Genomic DNA, 17,724 nt, shown 5'->3' on the forward strand with positions numbered 1-17,724 from the left:
TAACGCAACTTATTGAATATATTGGATTTTACAATCTATAAAGAATGTCGCCTTCAATAATTTAAGTGCGTGTCTCATAATTCGTCCGAACTTTGAACGCAGGGTTGCACGGGGCAGCACAAGGCACGGAGGGTTGTGACGGACGTTGCGTGATTCGGGGCCGTGGCATCAATTGATGCTCGTCCGAACGCAAGTCCGTAGCGCTCAGGCGCACGTCCGGTTGCCGTCGATGAAATAAAAGAAGCGGGGTTGGTCGCGGTCGGCGCGACATCAAATCAGGGGTGTCCATAACGGCGGGTTGAATCTCCGGATTCAGTCGATGGGTGAATTCGCCCATATAAAACGATATGCATTCCTAATGCATTAACCGAATTAACGGAACGGGCCGTCACACCAACGGCGTGCCCGGGCTTTCGAACGTCCCGTCGCTACGGGCGGGCGATGCGTGTCGCCTTCGGCACGCTCGGGCCGGGCATCGGAATCGGGTTCCGCACTGAAGTCGTAATCGTAATCGCAGTCGCAATCGCATCTGAATCCTTCAAGCAAATTAAGTAGTCCGTATACAAACCTGACGCTACAAAACGGAGCAGAAGACCATGAAGAGGAAGCAGATTTCGGCGCTCGCCGCCGCCATGTTCACGGGTGCAGGTGTCCTGATCGCGGGGGCCGCGCATGCGGACAACTTCGTCGACCGCGGCAACCCGGACAACGCGCTGAACGGCCAGTGCATCGACGGGACGAACCCGCTGTGCGTGTCGACCAAGAGCGGAAGCTACGTGGCGGTGAGCACGGCAAACGTCACGATGGGGACGAACGCCAGGGCCGGTACCAGCGGGATCGCGATCGGCGACCAGTCGAATGCGAGCAGCAAGGGCGGCACCAGCAGCGGGGGCGCGATTGCGATCGGCGTCGGTTCGCAGGCGCTGGCAAACTCGGCCACGGCGATCGGCACGGTAGCCGTCGCGCAAGGCAATACGTCGCTCGCCGTCGGCCGCCAGTCGGCCGCGGTCGGCGATTTCTCGATGGCGCTCGGCAACGTCGCCGATGCGCGCGGCACGAGCTCGATCGCACTTGGCCACTCGGCGCTGGCAAGCGGCGACCGTTCGGTTGCGATCGGCGGTGCGAACCCGACCTCGAGCGACGGCGTGTCGGCCGGCGCGTCGTACGACGCGGCGACACAGACGCGCGCCGGCGGCACGCAATCCGTGGCGATCGGTGCGGGCGCGCAGACGAACGACAACAACCAGGTGGCGATCGGCTCGGGCAGCGTCGGCGCGAACAACGGCGGCACGCCGGTGTTCGGCGGCACGGCCGCGCCGGTCGGCGGCGCGGTGTCGTTCGGCGCCATCGGCGCCGAGCGTCAGCTCAAGAACGTCGCGGCGGGCGCGGCCGATACGGATGCCGTCAACGTCCAGCAGCTTAAGAACGTGAACGGCACGCTCAGCACGAGCATCGCCAACGTCGACGCGCGCGTGACGTCGGTCGGCAATTCGCTGTCGACCACGATTTCGAACGTCGACCAGCGTGTGACCAGCGTGGGCAACAGCCTCAGCACCAGCATCGTGACGGCGACGAAGAACGTCGTGAAATACACCGACGATTCGCACGCGGCGATCGCGCTCGACGGCAGCAACGGCACCACGATCGGCGGCGTCGCGGCCGGTGTCTCCGACACCGATGCGGTCAACGTCGGCCAGCTGAAGGGCAGTGTCGCCCCGCTGCAGACGTCCATTTCGACGGCGGCGTCGAACATCACGAACCTGCAAAGCAGCGTCACGGACATCAATACATCGCTGAGCACGGCAACCACGAATATCGGCAACCTGCAGGCGGCCGACGCACGCAACGTCAAGTACGACGGCCAGAGCGGCTTCGATTCGGTGACGTTCGCCGGCACGAACGGCACGACGCTGCACAACGTCGCGGCCGGTGTCGCCGATACCGACGCGGTGAACGTCGGGCAACTGAACGGCGGCCTGTCGTCGCTCAGCACGAGCGTGACGAACAACCTCAGCACGACGCTCGGCAACCTGAGCACGTCGATCACCAACCAGATCGGCGACGCGACGAAGAACGCGGTGCAGTACGACGATGACGCGCACAGCGGCGTGACGCTCGGTGGCAAGGGGGCGCAGTCGCCGGTCGGCCTGCACAACGTGGCGGACGGCGCTGCCGCGAGCGATGCCGTGAACGTCGGCCAGCTCGGCAAGGCAACCGACTCGCTGAACCAGTCGATTACGAATGTCGGCAACCAGGTCACGACGAACACGGGCAACATCGCGGCGCTCCAGCAGGACGCGCTTCTGTGGAACGCGAACCTCGGCGCATACGATGCCAGCCACGGCGGCAACGGCCCGCAACGCATCGGCAACGTCGCGGCCGGTGTCGCCGACACCGACGCGGTCAACGTCGGTCAGCTGAACGGCAGCGTCGCGCCGCTGCAATCGTCGATCTCGACCGCCGCGTCGAACATCACGAACCTGCAGAGCAACGTCACCGGCATCAATGCGTCGCTGAGCACGGCGACCACCAACATCAGCAACCTGCAGGCGGCCGACACGCGCAACGTCAAGTACGACGGCCAGAGCGGCTTCGACTCGGTGACGTTCGCCGGCACGAACGGCACGACGCTGCACAATGTCGCGGCCGGTGTCGCGAACACCGACGCGGTGAACGTCGGGCAACTGAACGGCGGCCTGTCGTCGCTCAGCACGAGCGTGACGAACAACATCAATACGACGCTCGGCAACCTGAGCACGTCGATCAACAACCAGATCGGCAACGCGACGAAGAACGCGGTGCAGTACGACGACGATGCGCACAGCGGCGTGACGCTCGGCGGCAAGGGCGCGCAGTCGCCGGTCGGCCTGCACAACGTGGCGGACGGCACTGCCGCGAGCGACGCCGTGAACGTCGGCCAGCTCGGCAAGGCAACCGACTCGCTGAACCAGTCGATTACGAACGTCAGCAACAACGTGACGACGCTCGGCAACCAGGTGACGACGAACACGGGCAACATCGCGGCGCTCCAGCAGGACGCGCTCCAGTGGAACGCGAACCTCGGCACCTACGACGCGAGCCACGGCGGCAACGGCCCGCAACGCATCGGCAACGTCGCGGCCGGCAAGAACGGCACGGACGCGGTCAACGTCGACCAGCTGAACGCGGCGATCCAGGACGGCACGAGCCAGCTCGACGCACTCGCCGTGAAGTACGACGATGCGAGCAAGAAGCAGGTTTCGCTCGGCGCGGGCAACGGCGGGAGCCCGGTGCGCCTGACCAACGTCGCGGAAGGCAACGTCGCGGCCGGCAGCACGGACGCGGTGAACGGCGCGCAACTGCGCCGTGCAACCGACGGCACGGCGGCCGCGCTGGGCGGCGGTGCGACGGCGAATCCGGACGGCTCGATCAGCGCGCCGGACTATAAGGTAGGCGGCGGTTCGTTCAACAATGTCGGCGACGCGCTCACGAATCTCGACGGCCGCGTTCTCAACAACACGACGACGCTCGAGAATCACGAAACGCGCATCGGCAATGCGGAAACGAACATCGCGGGCAACACGGCCGCGATCGCGGGGCTGCAGCAGGACGCGCTGCAGTTCGACCCGACGCTCGGTGCCTACAACGCGGCGCGCGGCGGTGCACCGACGAAGCTGACGAACGTGGCCGACGGCAACGTCGCCGCGGGCAGCACGGACGCGGTGAACGGCGGCCAGTTGTCGGGCGTGAAGTCGTCGCTCGAACAGCAGATCACGCAGGTGTCCAACCAGGCGGGCGAGGCCGTGAAGAACGTCGTCAAGTACGACGTCGACGCGAACGGCAACCGGCTGAATTCGGTATCGCTCATCGGCGGCGACCCGAATGCGGCCGTCGTGCTGAAGAACGTCGCCGCGGGCACCGCCGATACCGACGCGGTGAACGTCAAGCAGTTGAAGGGCGTGCAGTCGAGTCTCAACCAGCTCGGTGCGCTCGCGGTGCAGTACGACGACGCGTCGAAGAGCTCGATCACGCTCGGCGGCGCGGGTGGCACGCGCATCACCAACGTGCAGGCCGGCACGCTCAGCGCAACCAGCACGGATGCGGTGAACGGCTCGCAGCTCTACGCGACGAACCAGCAGGTCGCGAAGAACACGACCGACATCACGAACCTGCAGGGGAACGTGAACAACATCGCGAACGGCAAGGCCGGCCTCGTGCAGCAGCAGGATCCGAACGGCGCGATTACGGTCGGGAAGGACACCGGCGGCACGAGCGTGAACTTCTCCGGCACGTCGGGCGATCGCGTGCTGACCGGTGTCGCGGCGGGCGTGAAGGACAACGACGCGGTCAACATGGGCCAGTTCAACAACGCGCTGAAGAACGCGGCGGCCAACGACCAGATCCGCGCGGCGGCGACCGATGCGAACACGACGTGGATCACACGTGCCGATGCGGGTTCGATCGGGTCGACGGCAACCGCAACCGGCAAGAACGCGGTGGCGGTCGGCCAGGGCTCCGTCGCCGATCGCGACAATTCGTTCTCGGTCGGTGCGAAGGGCAGCGAGCGCCAGGTCACGAACGTCGCGGCCGGCACGGCGCCGACCGACGCGGTGAACGTGCAGCAGTTGAACGACAACCTGTCGACCGCCACGTCGCAGGCGAAGGGCTACACCGACCAGCGCATCGGCCAGGTGTACAACTCGTTCAACGACCTGAAGAAGGACATGTACGGCGGCGTGGCATCGGCAATGGCCGTGGCCGGCCTGCCGCAACCGACGGGCGCGGGCCGCTCGATGGTCTCGGCGGCGACGTCGAACTATCACGGCCAGCAGGGTTTCGCCGCCGGGTACTCGTACGTGACGGAAAGCAACCGCTGGGTCGTCAAGGCGTCGGTGACGGGCAACACGCGTTCGGACTTCGGCGCGGTGGTGGGCGCGGGTTACCAGTTCTGACGTTGTCCGTGCAGTATCGATCGAACGGTGGTGTCGGGCAGCGGTCGTGATGCCCGGCACCGGCGGGAGATCCGTGGCCCGGGGTGTGTCTGTCGACCCCGGGCCATCGACGCTTGATGCGTCGCGAAGAGCGGTATGGCTACGCCGGGCTCGTTCGGCAGCCGATGCCGTCGATGGATGATTTATTCGCCGATTGTGGAGATAATCGGCGCTGGCGCAATGCACTCCGCATTGAGCGTGTCCGAGCACGTCTTCCAGTCCCGTATTGGCGCCGACAACGACAAAATGAAAACGATGAAACCCGAGGATGCTTCCCGCGCAACGCTTCGCGTTGCCGCGTCACATTGGGCTGCCTGCCTTCGCGGTCAGCGCCGCGTTGCCATCGGCTTTGCCGGCCGGTTACGGCGGCAGGTGCCGCTAGCGCCCGGACAATCCGCGCCATGGGTTCGACAAGAGAACCGGCGCCCGAATCGATCGGCCGGGCTACCGGTATCGAACGGCGATATCAATTGGTGCACCCGTGAGCGTGCATCGGGTCACTTGAAGACGCATCCGGGGTAAAGGCACATGATCGGGAAAGTTGCATGGCTGTCCGTCGTTTCGCTTCTGGTCGCGGCATGCGGGGATCGTTCCGGTCAGGCCGATACCGCATCGAATGCGCAGCCGGCGGCCGCGTCGGCGACGCAGGCCGTTACCTCGCAGCGCGAAGGGCGCGACTCGCCCGTGCCGCCCAGGCCGGGCCAGGTGCTGGAGGGCATTTACCAGAAGGACGCGCATGGCGAGGCGACGATGGAGATCGCCAACGGAAGCCAGGCCACGTATTGGTACGGCCACGCGTTCGACCTGAGCGGCGGCCACTACTTCACCGGCTTCGCGTACGAGACGCCGAACAAGTACGCCGAACAGGAGAACACCGCCGAGCCGGCGCCCGATGCAAGGGTGACGATCACGGAGGCGACCTTCGAATGGATCACGGACGGCGGCGTGGCCGGCTGGAACATGGTCGAGTCGGAACGCTCGATCGGCGAGTTTGGCCGCTACGAAAAGGCCGACACGATCGACGACAAGGAATCCGCCGTGAGCACGACCCTGCCGGACGGGCGGATCGTGCTGGCCGTGCCGACCTGGTACCTGGCTTCCGGTACCCGGATCAAGTCGTTCGGCATGTTCGTCTATCGGCGCACCGATGCGTCCAGCAATCCTGACGATACCGACTGGACCTATGCCGGTAACGTATTTCGCGGCAACGACAGCGGCGCGGCATGCGATGCCGCGGGTACCGGCAACCGGATACCGTGCGTGGAAGGCTCTGCGACGCTGACCTTCCTGCCGGCAGACGGCCGGGACTGGCCGCGCCTTCGCGTGGCAATGACCGGGACGGGCATCGACAACGCCGGCCGGACAAAGACCGACGGCGCCGCGGATGTCGTCGAATACCGGTTCAATCCGAAGACGAAGGTTTACGAAGCGGTGAAGACGTAGGGCGGCATGGGGCGTGTCGCTTTCAACGATGGTTCCACCTGTCCAGAAAGAGGAGCCAATGGAGATGGCTCTCTCGAGAAACAAGGTGGGCGGCTGCCGGAAGTGACGTGGCTCAGCCAAATCACGGACAAATGCGAATGGCGCGATCCGCAGCGCTCGCAACCGCGCCCCGATCCGCGATTTCTCGCGGGTTCGCGCGCTGTCGAGCCAGGCGGCGAATGCGAATTGTCGAATGCGAGCCGCGGCTCGTATTCTGGGTGCGTCGGGCGGAACGGCATGGGGCCTCCGCCGATCGACGCATGACGGAGACTCGCAATGACTGCCATGACGCAAACCATGAAGCTCAATCACCTGAGCTTCCCCTCCGCCGACACACTGGCGACGGCCCGATTCTTCGAGCGGCATCTCGGCTTCACGATCGCGGGAAGCTGGGACAAATCCTGGATCCTCAAGCGCCCGGGCTTCGACGTAGTGATCGATCACGCCGGCGACGATGAGACCGCGTGGCCGACGAATTTCCACGTCGGGTTCGAGCTGCCGAGCCTCGATGCCGTTCGCACGTTGTTCGAACGCTTCAGGGAAGAGGGCGTCGAGATGGTGACGGACGTCTTCAACAACGGGCGCGGTTCGCGTTTCTTCTGCCGCGCGCCGGGCGGCGTGATGTTCGAGCTGAACACGCGCGCGGATGCCGCGCCGGAATATCAAGGCACGTTCGACGACTGACGCCGGCAAGCGTCGTACCGCGTTCGGGTGCCGGCGCGGGCCGCCATTTCAATGACCGTGCAGGTCGGGAAGGCTGCGCATCTCCATCACGTGCAGATCGCCGCAGCGCGCGACATGGCCGTGCCGCACCACCCGCGATGCCGTCGCACCGGACTTCAACAGCAAGAAACGGAGTGTCTGCCTGCAAACGGTCGTCTACATTGCCGTGACTGACCTCAATCACGGGATGTGAAGAAGATGACCTTACTCGACGGGAAAGTCGCCATCGTCACCGGTGCCTCCACCGGAATCGGCCGGGCGATCGCACTGATGTTCGCGGCGCATGGCGCGTCAATCGTATTGGGCGCGCGAAGCGAATCCGCGTTGAATCAGGTGGCCAGCGAGATTCGTCGTCACGGCGGGCAGGCGTTCGCCTGCGCCGGCGACGTCTGTCACGTCGATACGCATCGAAGGCTCGTCGCGACGGCGCTGCGCGAGTTCGGCGGTCTCGACATCGCGATCAACAACGCGGGAACCGTCGGGCCGCTCAAACCGCTCGCGGACATCTCGCTCGACGATTGGCAGCACACGCTGTCTACCAATCTGACGGCAGCCTTCCTGGGCGCAAGCAACCAGATTCCCGCGATGCTCGAACGCGGAGGCGGCTCGATCGTCTTCACGTCCAGCTTCGTCGGGACCAGCGTCGGGCTACCCGGCATGTCCGCGTATGGTGCGTCCAAGGCCGGCTTGATGGGACTGGTGAAGGGCATCACCGCCGACTACGCGGCACGGGGGATTCGGGCAAACGCACTGTTGCCGGGCGGTGTGGACACCGCGATGGGGGGAGACCCCGAGCAAAAGGAATGGGCGGCAGGGCTCCACGCGATGAAGCGCATCGCCCGCCCCGACGAGATCGCATCCGCGGCGCTGTTTCTGGCGAGCCCGATGGCCAGTTTCGTTACCGGCTCGGCCCTGTTCGCCGACGGAGGCAATGCGGCCGTGAAGTGAATTCGCATCGCCGCAAACGCGCGTCGCGCCGCGCTCAACCGCCGGCGCGAACCAGCATGTCGATGACCGCGCGGGTGCGCGAAGGCCGGGTGATCTCCGTCCAGTGCAGATGCGCGTATTTCGGGTCGTCACGCAGGCCGGCGAACTTGACGCGATTCCTGGCGAACGTGGTGTACGACCACAGCAGCACCGACTCTCGCGAAAATGCCATCCGCAGCGACTCGCGGTTGCCGTGCGAAAGCTCGGTGCGCATGAGCCCGCGGCTCAACGTGCGCCAGAGCACCCGGGAGAACACCGTCCGCCGCCCGAAGTTGAGCCAGATCACGTGAGTGGCTCTCGACCAGAGCACGTCGCGCACGGCGCTGTAGTTCCCGTCGGCGACCCATCGGTCGCCGGCCGTCGCGGCCAGCACGGCGCGCTCGAACTGTTCCGGCGGCACGGCAGTCCAGTCGGGGCCCCAGTAGAGTCGATCCAGCTCGATGTACGGGCAGCCTGCTGCCACCGCCAGTGCGCTGGAAAAGGTGGATTTCCCCGCTCCGCTGGTTCCGACGACGACGAAGCGCATGGGTTTGATCGCGGTTGAATGTTGAAGCCGGCTATTGTGCCTCATGCACGAAGCGGTCGCTCGACTGCGGTTCGTCATTGAATATCGGCCATGGCCCTGCTTGCCCCACCACACTTCCTGCATTGTCGGGGCGGGCGGAGCCGGGCGCCCCTCGCCGCTCCGCAACGGTCATTTGAATTCGGCGTCTACCATTCGTTTCCCGCACCTTTGTACAATCAGCCGCTTCAGTCCTGCCGCCCACTGCCGCGGCAAACCCCGAAAAAAATAACGTGAGAGAAACGATGGCGACCGAACCCGGATTTCAGACGCACATATACGCGGATAGCGCCCGCGACGGGAGCCCGTCATGTGCGCTCGAATGGGCAACAACCGGGTGCGCGTCCCGACCGGATCGAGGGCTGGCATGAGCGACAAACCCGTTCTTGCCGCCGGTGCGCCGTGCGAACCTGCGGCGTCGGCTGCTTCCTTGATGGCACTGGGGTGCCTGGTCGTATTCATGGCCCAAATGGCGACGACGGTGTACCTGCCGTCGCTGCCTGTCGTCATGCGCGAGTTGAAGATGACGCAAGGCGGCGCCGAGTTATCCATCTCCGCCTATGTGATCGGTGCCGCGCTGCCGGTGCCATTCTGGGGCGCTGCCGCGGAACGCTGGGGCCGGCGCGGCCCGCTGCTGATTTCGCTGCTGCTGTTCATTGGCAGCAGCCTGCTGCTCGCCGGCTGCACGGTCGCACCGGCGCTGCTCGTGTTGCGCGCCATCCAGGGCATCGGCGGCGGCGGCGCGGCGATCATCGCCCGAATCATCGTCCGCGACAACTGGCGCGGCGACGAACTGGCGCGACGCCTCTCCGTGTTGTCGATCGCCTTCATCACGGCCCTGGGCGGCGGCCAGTTCATCGGCGGGCTCATCGGCCGATACAGTCATTGGCAAACGGGTTTCGTGCTGATGGCCGTCGTCGCCGCGCTGGCGATCGCGCTGTCGTATGCGTTGCCGTTGAAGGCGGGAAGCCGAGCCGCCAAACCGTCGGGCCTGGCCGGTACCTACTGGCTCCTGCTGCGGCGCCCGGGCTTCCTGTGGCCAGCCTGCGCGGGCGGATTGGGGTTCGCGACGACCGTCACCTTGCAGGAGGTGAGCCCGTTCGTGTTCCAGGAGCATTTCCAGCTGGCCGTGACGAGCTTCGGCAGTATCGGCCTGCTGCTCGGCGTGGCCTATTTCAGTGGGGCGATGCTGGTCAACCGTCTCGTGAGACGGCATGGCGGCGCCCGGATGATGCATGCCGGTGCCGCGTTGCTTGCGTTCGCAACCACGTTGATGCTGGTGTCGTGGCTGAGCGGCCTGCTGACCCATTTCTCCGGCCTGTGGATCTTTATCACGCTGTATTGCCTGGCGATCTTCGGCCAGGCGGTGCTGTTTCCGAACAGCATGGCGACCGCCGTCAGCGATGCGCATGAACATGGCGCGCATGCGATGGCCTTGTGCGGTTTCCTGCAGCAGGGACTGGCGGGCGTCGCCGCGACGGCTGCGGTGCTGCAGCACCATGGCGGCACGTGGACGCTCGCCGTATTCGTGCTGGGGGCGCTGACGTGGCTGGTGGTGCAGGTCAAGGTGCGGGGCAGGTAGGCGGCCGACGTCGACGGACGGTTCATCGGCCGTATGCATCTCTCGCGAAAACAGCGGCGTGCGGCCGCGCATTCGCGTCACGCTGCGCGGATAGGGCGACGCAAGAGGCAGTGTGACGCACTCATGCTGCCGGATGAGCCGTACCGCTTAAACGAACGATTCGTAGAAAACTTGTTCTCATGCGTCGTTCGCGAGGCTTTTACTACGAATTAAAAGGCGGTGTCATCAAGGGCGAGAATCGGAAAGCCACTAAAAATCCCGGTGGTGCGCCCGGAATGGCAATAATCAAAATCAATATTTAATAAAGCAAATAGCATCTGCCGCGCTACCTCGAGCTTCACATTCTCCATCCCGCCGACCCGCGCCACGCACGCCTTTCCCCAGTAACGACGGGCCCGTCACGCACATTCCGCCGATGCGGCGTTGCCGAAACCGGCATCGCAGCCGACGAGATCATTTCAGATTTCTCACCAAATCATGACTCGATTAACATCGCCGACAGAAAATATTAACCTGTCAGAAAATATCTTGTAATTATAAAAATGACCTTCTAGCATCCCTCTGCAGTTCGTGACATGTCTTGGATCAAAGTCTGTACTTGATGCATTCCTCGAACATCACCCATACATAACCGGGGGATTACATGAAGAAACTGTCTCGCCTGCTGTCCATCACCGCGATTACCGTCGCGAGTCTCAGTGCTTTTGCCCAGGCCGGCGACCAGTCGGCCACGGTCGACAAGGCACTGCAACTGATCCAGCAGAACCCGTCCGCCTTCAGTCTGGCCGCTGGCGGCGCAGCACGCACGTTGAAGTTCGCAGGGCCGCAGGCGAGTGCGCCGACGGACGGCGATCAATTCGAGGTGCGCGACGTGATCGTCGATCCCGACGGCACCGAGCACGTGCGTTTCGACCGCTTCTACGCGGGCCTGCCCGTGATCGGCGGTGACGTGGTCGTCCATTCGAGCAAGGGGCAGTTGAAGCAGGCGAGCGTGACCCAGCTCGCGCCGATCAATCTCGCCGGCGCGATCGGCAAGGTCGGAAACCGCTCCGTGATACGCAACGCGCCCGACATCGGCAACGCCAGGGTCAAGCGCATCGCGACCGCGCGTTTCAACTCGGACGTGCGCCGCGTCGACGACGCGGAACTCGTGGTGTTCGCGCGCGACGTTACGCCGACGCTGGCCTACGCGGTGCGCGTATACGGCAAGTCGAACGACGTGCACGGCGATGCGGTGCTGTACTACGTCGACGCACGCACGGGCGCCGTGCTCGATGCGCAGGACCTGATCAAGACCGCCGCCGCGACCGGCACCGGCCGCTCGCTGTACTACGGCAACCTGACGCTGACCACCGACCAGACCGGCACGAACGCGTACCGGATGCTCGATCCGAATCGCGGCGGCGGCTCCGTGTACGACGGTCGCGGACTGATCGCGGAGGACGTCGAGCAGGCGACCGACCTGCCGATCTTCACGAGCAGCACGAACGTGTGGGGCAACAACGCGACCACCGACCGGCAGACCGTCGCCGCCGACATCGATTACGGTCTGGCGTTAACTTGGGATTACTACAAGACGACGCACAACCGCAACGGCATCTTCAACGACGGGCGCGGCGTGAAGAGTTTCGCGCACGTGGTGTTCGACACCGGCAGCGGCACGACCGGCGCGAACGCGGCATGGATGCCGTCGCACATCATGGTGTACGGCGACGGCCAGCCGGGCACGAGCCTGCCGAAGCCGGTCGTGTCGGTCGACGTGGCCGGACACGAGATGAGCCACGGCGTGACCGAGGCCACGGCCAACCTGAACTATTCGGGCGACGCGGGTGGGCTGAACGAAGCGACTTCCGACATTTTCGGCACGCTCGTCAAGTACTACGCGAACAACCCGAACGATCCCGGCAACTACGTGATCGGTGCGCGCGTGGTGAGCGGCGGCCTGCGCAAGATGTACAAGCAGGATCTCGATGGCAGGTCGTTCAGCTGTTACCCGTCCGGCGGATTCTCGTGGTCGAATCCGCGCCACGATCCGCATTTCACGTCGGGTGTCGGCAACCGCCTTTTCTACCTGCTGGCGGAAGGCCCGACGGTGCCGTCGACCGATACCGGCCTGACGAAGGCGAAACTGGTCTGCAACGGCGACACGACCTTCACCGGGTTGGGCCGCGAGAAAGCCGGCAAGATCTGGTACCGGACGCTGACCGTGTATCTGAACGCCAACTCCAGCTACCCGAACGCGCGGCGTGCGTCGATCCAGGCGGCGAACGACCTGTACGGCGCGAATTCGGCCGAAAGCGCGACGGTCGCTCGTGCTTGGAGCGCGGTCGGGGTGAATTGATGGCGTTTGTGCCAGTGCGTTGAATGCCCGACGATCGCGTGACGGCATTTCGTGTCGGAGAACGGAGAGCCGATCGAGGCCACGCGACGCCCGGGCAAATGACGGACGCGTGTTGATCGACCGCCTGCAATTGCGGGCGGTCGATCTCTGGAATCCGGTTTTTGTCCCGCCAGCCACATATCCCGTTCTTCGGCACTTCGTGCCGACATGGTTGCGCCTGCCGCACCTTCCTCGATAACCGCGCCGCGTTCCCTGGCCATCCGTGACGAACCCGGAAGAAACCTGACGGTGAAGCGCGGCGGAATCCAGCCGTATCACCCATCGCCCACACCCGTCGGTCGATCGGCAAACCATCGGCCAATCCTTCGATATCCCGCCCCGTCTCGTTCCGGCACTTTTCCCAGAAAAAATATCTTCCGGGCAATCGTTTGCGTGCCGCCGCGCGGCGTTCAGTTTATTCATCGCATGCCGATATCCGGAAGGCGCGCCTGATCGAAGCGGCATCGCCCCGCGGTTTCGATCGGGAACGGCATCCACGCATGCGACGGATAGGGGAAGAAAGGTTTTGGCGACAGTTTTAGGGTGCATCGTTCAACGGCACAATCACTGGCTGGTCCTGCTTGCCGCGCTGTTGTGCGGGGCCGGCTCGTGGGTCACCGCGCGCCTGTTCCAGCGCACGGTGAACACCTCCGGCACGCAGCGGTTCGGCTGGCAGGTGCTGACGGCCATTTCGGCCGGCGTGGCGATCTGGTGCACGCACTTCGTCGCGATGCTCGGCTTCGACGCCGGCGCGCCCGTGCAATTCGACCTGCCGCTCACGCTCGTATCGCTGCTCATCGCGGTCGGCGGCAGCACGATCGGCTTCGCGCTGACGACCTGCCGCATCGTCAGGATCGCGCCCGCGCTCGGCGGCGCGATCGTCGGCGTCGCGATCGTGCTGATGCATTACACCGGCATGCTCGCGTGGCGGGTCGAAGGCATCGTGTCGTGGGACATCGGCTACCTGGTCGCGTCGGTGCTGCTGGCGATGACCCTCGCGGCGCTCGCGCTGCACCTCGCGATGCGGCCGTCGCCGCACGCGGTCAACCAGATGGCCGGCGTGCTGTCGCTCGCGATCCTCGCGCTGCATTTCACCGGGATGTCCGCGCTGCGCATCACGCCGCTGACGCTCGACGGCGCGTGGACCGACGTGAACACGCTGCGTCCGCTGGCGCTCGCGGTCGCGGGTACGTCGCTCGTGATCGTCTGCACGGGGCTCGTGAGCTACGTGATCGACAGCAACGTGCGGGCCGAATCGCTCGAGCACCTGCGCCGGCTGGCACTGAGCGACATGCTGACCGGCCTGCCGAACCGGGCGAGCTTCAACGAGCGGCTGGACCTCGAAATCGCGCTGGCGCAAGAGCAGGGCACGAAGCTCGCGCTGATCGGCATCGACCTGAACCGCTTCAAGGAAATCAACGACCTGCGCGGCCATCACGCCGGCGACGAGGTGCTGCGCATCCTCGCGCGGCGCATGTCGAACGTGTTGCGCGAAGGCGAATTCGTCGCCCGCATCGGCGGCGACGAATTCGCGGCACTCTGCCGCATGGGCGACGACACCCGCCTGATGGACCTGCTCGAACGGCTCGAGCCCGCGCTCTACAAGCCGGTCAGGCTGGACGACTACGAGGTCGTGCCGGGCGCGAGCTTCGGTGTGGCCATCTACCCGGATGACGCCACCACCAAGGCGATCCTCATCAACAACGCGGACCTCGCGATGTACCGTGCGAAGGGCAGCGTCGCGCAATCGATCTGCTTCTACGAGCCGGCGATGGACCTGATCGTCCGCGCGCGCCGCAGCCTCGCGGCCGACCTGCGCCGCGCGGTGGCCGACAACCAGCTGAGCATCCACTACCAGGTGCAGACGTCGCTGACGACCGGCGAGATCCGCGGTTACGAGGCGCTGCTGCGCTGGCAGCATGCGACGCTCGGCACGATACCGCCCACCGAGTTCATTCCGCTCGCCGAGGAAAACGGCGTGATCCTGGAGATCGGCGCGTGGGTGCTGCGCGAGGCATGCGCGCGCGCGGCCACGTGGGAGCCGCCCTATACGGTCTCGGTGAACGTATCGGCCGCGCAGTTCATGCACGCGGACCTGACGGCGCTCGTGGCGGACGTGCTCGAGGAAACCGGCCTGCCGGCGTCGCGCCTGCAACTGGAACTGACGGAATCGACGATCTTCGCCGGCCGCGAGCGCGCGCTGGATACGCTGCGGCAGATCAAGGCGCTGGGCGTGAGCATCGCGCTCGACGATTTCGGTACCGGCTATTCGTCGCTCGACACGCTGCGCTCGTTCCCGTTCGACCGCATCAAGCTCGACCAGTCGTTCGTCGCGGACGCGGAAGCGAAACCGCAGGATCGCGCGATCATCCGCGCCGTGCTCGCGCTCGGCAAGAGCCTGGGCATTCCGATCCTGGCCGAAGGCATCGAGACGCGCGAGCAGCTCGTGCTGCTGGCCGACGAAGGCTGCGACGAAGCGCAGGGCTTCCTGCTCGGCAGGCCCGCACCACTCAACGAGATTGTCGGCAGCGGGCAGATCGCGCTGACCGGCAGCAACCGCGCCAGCGCGACGGTTCCCGCGTCCGGATCGGCCGTCACGGCCGAGATGGATCCGGGCCCGCGCCGGTAAGCGACAACGCCGGATACGGCAATCCGAACGCAGGTTGCAGCAGGCAGGCTCACATGAAAACCCACTACGCACGGATGGTCAGACTGGCAAGCATCGCGGCGCCGGCCCGGAACCCGGACCTGCTCGCGGCGCAATTCCGGGTATTCGCCGGCCAGCTCCCGGTGATGTACCTGATCCTCGTCTCGAGCACCTGGAGCCTCGCCGTCACGCACCTGCGCAGCACGCCGTGGTGGCTGTCGGTCGCGATGCCGGCCGGGATGACGCTCGTGTCGCTCGCGCGGCTGCTGCACTGGCGCCGCGCGCGGCTGGTGGAGCCGACGCCGGACACCGTGTCGCGTGCGCTCACGATGACGAACTGGCTGGTGATCCCGATCGCGGTGACGTTCACCCTCTGGGCGCTGCTGCTGTTCCCGTACGGCGACGCGTGGCAAAAGGCCCAGGTCGCGTTCTACATGGCGATCACGGTGATCGGCTGCATCTTCAGCCTGATGTACCTGCGCACGGCCGCGCTGATCGTGGCCGTGATCGTCAACGCCGCGTTCATCGCGTTCTTCCTCTCGACGGGCCAGCCGACGCTCGTCGCCACCGCGGTCAACATGGCTTTCGTGTCGGCCGCGCTGATCGCCGTCATCTCGGTCAACTACCGGGGCTTCGTGCGTACCGTCGACGCGCAGGCCGAATCGCGGATGCGCGAGCAGGCGCAGACGCGGCTGATGCGGATGATCGACGACATGCCGGTGGCCGTGATGACGGCCGACCCGGAGACGTTCCGCATCAACTACCTGAACACGGCGTCGCGAAACCTGCTGCGCTCGATCGAGCATTTGCTGCCGATCCGCGCGGACGATGCGCTCGGCGCGTCGATCGACTTCTTCCATCCGCACCCGCAGCACCAGCGCCGCCTGCTCGCCGATCCGGCGAACCTGCCGCATCGCGGCCGCGTGCGGCTCGGGCCGGAAGTGCTCGACCTCCAGGTCTCGGCGGTGCGCGATGCCGAGGGGCGCTACATCGGCCCGATGCTGTCGTGGTCGATCGTCACGCAGCAGGCCGAGGCGGAAGCGCGCATCCACCAGCTCGCGCATCACGATTCGCTCACCGGCCTGCCGAACCGCGCGACCTTCCTCGCCGAATTCGACACGAGCCTGCGCCGCTCGGACAAGACGCTCGGGCTGCTCTTCATCGACCTCGACGGCTTCAAGCTGATCAACGACGCGTGCGGGCATTCGGCGGGCGACGAGGTGCTGCGCCAGGTCGCGGAACGCCTTCGCGGGCAGTGCCCGGAAGCGAGGACGATGTTCGGGCGCATCGGCGGCGACGAATTCGCGGTGCTGCTGCGCGACACCGACGCGGACGGCGCGATGGGCGCGGCCGCGCGGCTCGTCGACACGCTCGTCGCGCCCTATGCGCCGTCGCCCGAGCGGCAGTTCCGCATCGGCGCGTCGATCGGCTGCGTGCTGGCGCCGCATCACGGCAACGACGCCGGCGTGCTGCTGTCACGCGCGGACATGGCGCTCTATGCGGCCAAGAAAGCCGGGAAGGGGACGTACCGGATGTTCTCGCCGGACATGGAAACGAGCGCGCAGGAGCGGATCGCGCTCGAATCGAAGCTGCGCGTCGCGCTGGACGAGAACCAGGGGCTGTACGTGTTCTACCAGCCGATCGTCGATGTCCGGACCCGCCAGGTGACGACGCGCGAGGCCCTGCTGCGCTGGCATCACCCGCGCTCCGGCTGGATTTCGCCGGGCTACTTCATTCCGGTGGCCGAGCGCGGCGGCCTGATCGACCGGCTCGGCCGCTTCGTGCTCGACCATGCATGCCGGGAGGCGGCGCGCTGGCCAGACGGCGCGCGCGTCGCCGTCAACGTGTCGGCGGCGCAGCTCGGCCACGGCACGATCGTGCCGGCCTTCGCGGCGGCGCTGGCCGGCGCGGGCCTCACGCCCGACCGGCTGGAAATCGAGGTGACGGAAACCGCGCTGCTGCATGACGAGGGCAAGGCGATCGCGGACCTGCGCGCGCTGCGTTCGATGGGCGTGCGCGTCGCCCTCGACGATTTCGGCACGGGCTTCTCGTCGCTCGCGCATCTGCGCGCGTTTCCGTTCGACAAGATCAAGATCGACGGCAGCTTCGTGCGCGATGCGATCTCGCGACCGGACTGCGCGGCCGTCGTGTGCGCGGTGGCCGATCTCGGCAAGCGCCTCGGTGTGACGACCGTCGCGGAAGGCGTCGAGACGGAGGAGCAACTGGCGTGCATCACGGATGCCGGCTGCCGCGAGGTGCAGGGCTTCCTGATCGGCAAGCCCGCGCCGGGCGAGCACGATGCTCCGGCCATTCGCTGGATCGAGCGGGCCGCGCTGGCTGCGCAGTCGACGGGCAGGCGGGCGTGAGCGACGGCGACGCGACCGGACTGCG

The 17,724-nt window shown here is 65.8% G+C and carries 10 protein-coding genes; 8 read left to right on the forward strand and 2 right to left on the reverse strand.

Translation table 11 applies throughout. The features are described 5' to 3' along the window. Nucleotides 1-596: 596 nt before the first annotated feature. The 4 genes from ABIC51_RS14420 to ABIC51_RS14435 all read left to right on the forward strand — a co-directional run bounded on the left by ABIC51_RS14420 (nucleotide 597) and on the right by ABIC51_RS14435 (nucleotide 8,123). Complete coding sequence (locus ABIC51_RS14420) at nucleotides 597-4,931, forward strand: YadA-like family protein (RefSeq protein ID WP_481193302.1); 4,335 nt, start codon at nucleotides 597-599, stop codon at nucleotides 4,929-4,931. 567 nt (nucleotides 4,932-5,498) lie between these two features. After that, entirely contained in the window at nucleotides 5,499-6,413 is a 915-nt protein-coding gene (locus tag ABIC51_RS14425; RefSeq protein WP_175899533.1) for a hypothetical protein, read from the forward strand. 315 nt (nucleotides 6,414-6,728) lie between these two features. After that, on the forward strand, nucleotides 6,729-7,136 hold the full coding sequence (locus tag ABIC51_RS14430) for a VOC family protein (RefSeq protein WP_027792704.1): 408 nt from the start codon (nucleotides 6,729-6,731) through the stop codon (nucleotides 7,134-7,136). Between the two features lie 237 nt (nucleotides 7,137-7,373). Further along, entirely contained in the window at nucleotides 7,374-8,123 is a 750-nt protein-coding gene (locus tag ABIC51_RS14435) for an SDR family oxidoreductase (protein ID WP_136470969.1), read from the forward strand. Between the two features lie 34 nt (nucleotides 8,124-8,157). Here the strand turns inward: ABIC51_RS14435 and ABIC51_RS14440 are convergent, their stop codons facing one another. Beyond that, nucleotides 8,158-8,688 (reverse strand): P-loop NTPase family protein, encoded by a 531-nt coding sequence (locus ABIC51_RS14440; RefSeq protein WP_060084660.1) that lies wholly within the window; start codon nucleotides 8,686-8,688, stop codon nucleotides 8,158-8,160. A 403-nt stretch (nucleotides 8,689-9,091) separates the two neighbouring features. On the opposite strand from ABIC51_RS14440, the gene ABIC51_RS14445 reads away from it, so the two are divergent. Then, nucleotides 9,092-10,306 carry an MFS transporter gene (locus tag ABIC51_RS14445; RefSeq protein WP_226128566.1) on the forward strand — a complete coding sequence of 405 codons (1,215 nt, stop codon included), beginning with the start codon at nucleotides 9,092-9,094 and terminating at the stop codon, nucleotides 10,304-10,306. A 209-nt stretch (nucleotides 10,307-10,515) separates the two neighbouring features. Here the strand turns inward: ABIC51_RS14445 and ABIC51_RS14450 are convergent, their stop codons facing one another. After that, the gene (locus ABIC51_RS14450) at nucleotides 10,516-10,674 is read right to left on the reverse strand and encodes a hypothetical protein (RefSeq protein WP_175854004.1); all 159 of its coding nucleotides are present in this window, start codon (nucleotides 10,672-10,674) and stop codon (nucleotides 10,516-10,518) included. 275 nt (nucleotides 10,675-10,949) lie between these two features. Here ABIC51_RS14450 and ABIC51_RS14455 point away from each other — a divergent pair, with 275 nt between their 5' ends. The 3 genes from ABIC51_RS14455 (at nucleotide 10,950) to ABIC51_RS14465 (ending at nucleotide 17,699) form a co-directional block, all read left to right on the forward strand. Continuing rightward, nucleotides 10,950-12,647: a M4 family metallopeptidase gene (locus ABIC51_RS14455; RefSeq protein WP_176115160.1), complete on the forward strand. Its 1,698-nt coding sequence runs from the start codon at nucleotides 10,950-10,952 to the stop codon at nucleotides 12,645-12,647. Nucleotides 12,648-13,212: 565 nt separating this feature from the next. Then, on the forward strand, nucleotides 13,213-15,315 hold the full coding sequence (locus ABIC51_RS14460) for a putative bifunctional diguanylate cyclase/phosphodiesterase (RefSeq protein WP_354006526.1): 2,103 nt from the start codon (nucleotides 13,213-13,215) through the stop codon (nucleotides 15,313-15,315). Between the two features lie 53 nt (nucleotides 15,316-15,368). Next, a complete protein-coding gene (locus ABIC51_RS14465; protein WP_027792698.1) occupies nucleotides 15,369-17,699 on the forward strand; it encodes a putative bifunctional diguanylate cyclase/phosphodiesterase in 2,331 nt (776 codons plus the stop codon). Nucleotides 17,700-17,724: the final 25 nt, after the last annotated feature.

This window comes from Burkholderia sp. 572 (genome assembly GCF_040545135.1).
Taxonomy (GTDB): Bacteria; Pseudomonadota; Gammaproteobacteria; order Burkholderiales; family Burkholderiaceae; genus Burkholderia; species Burkholderia cepacia.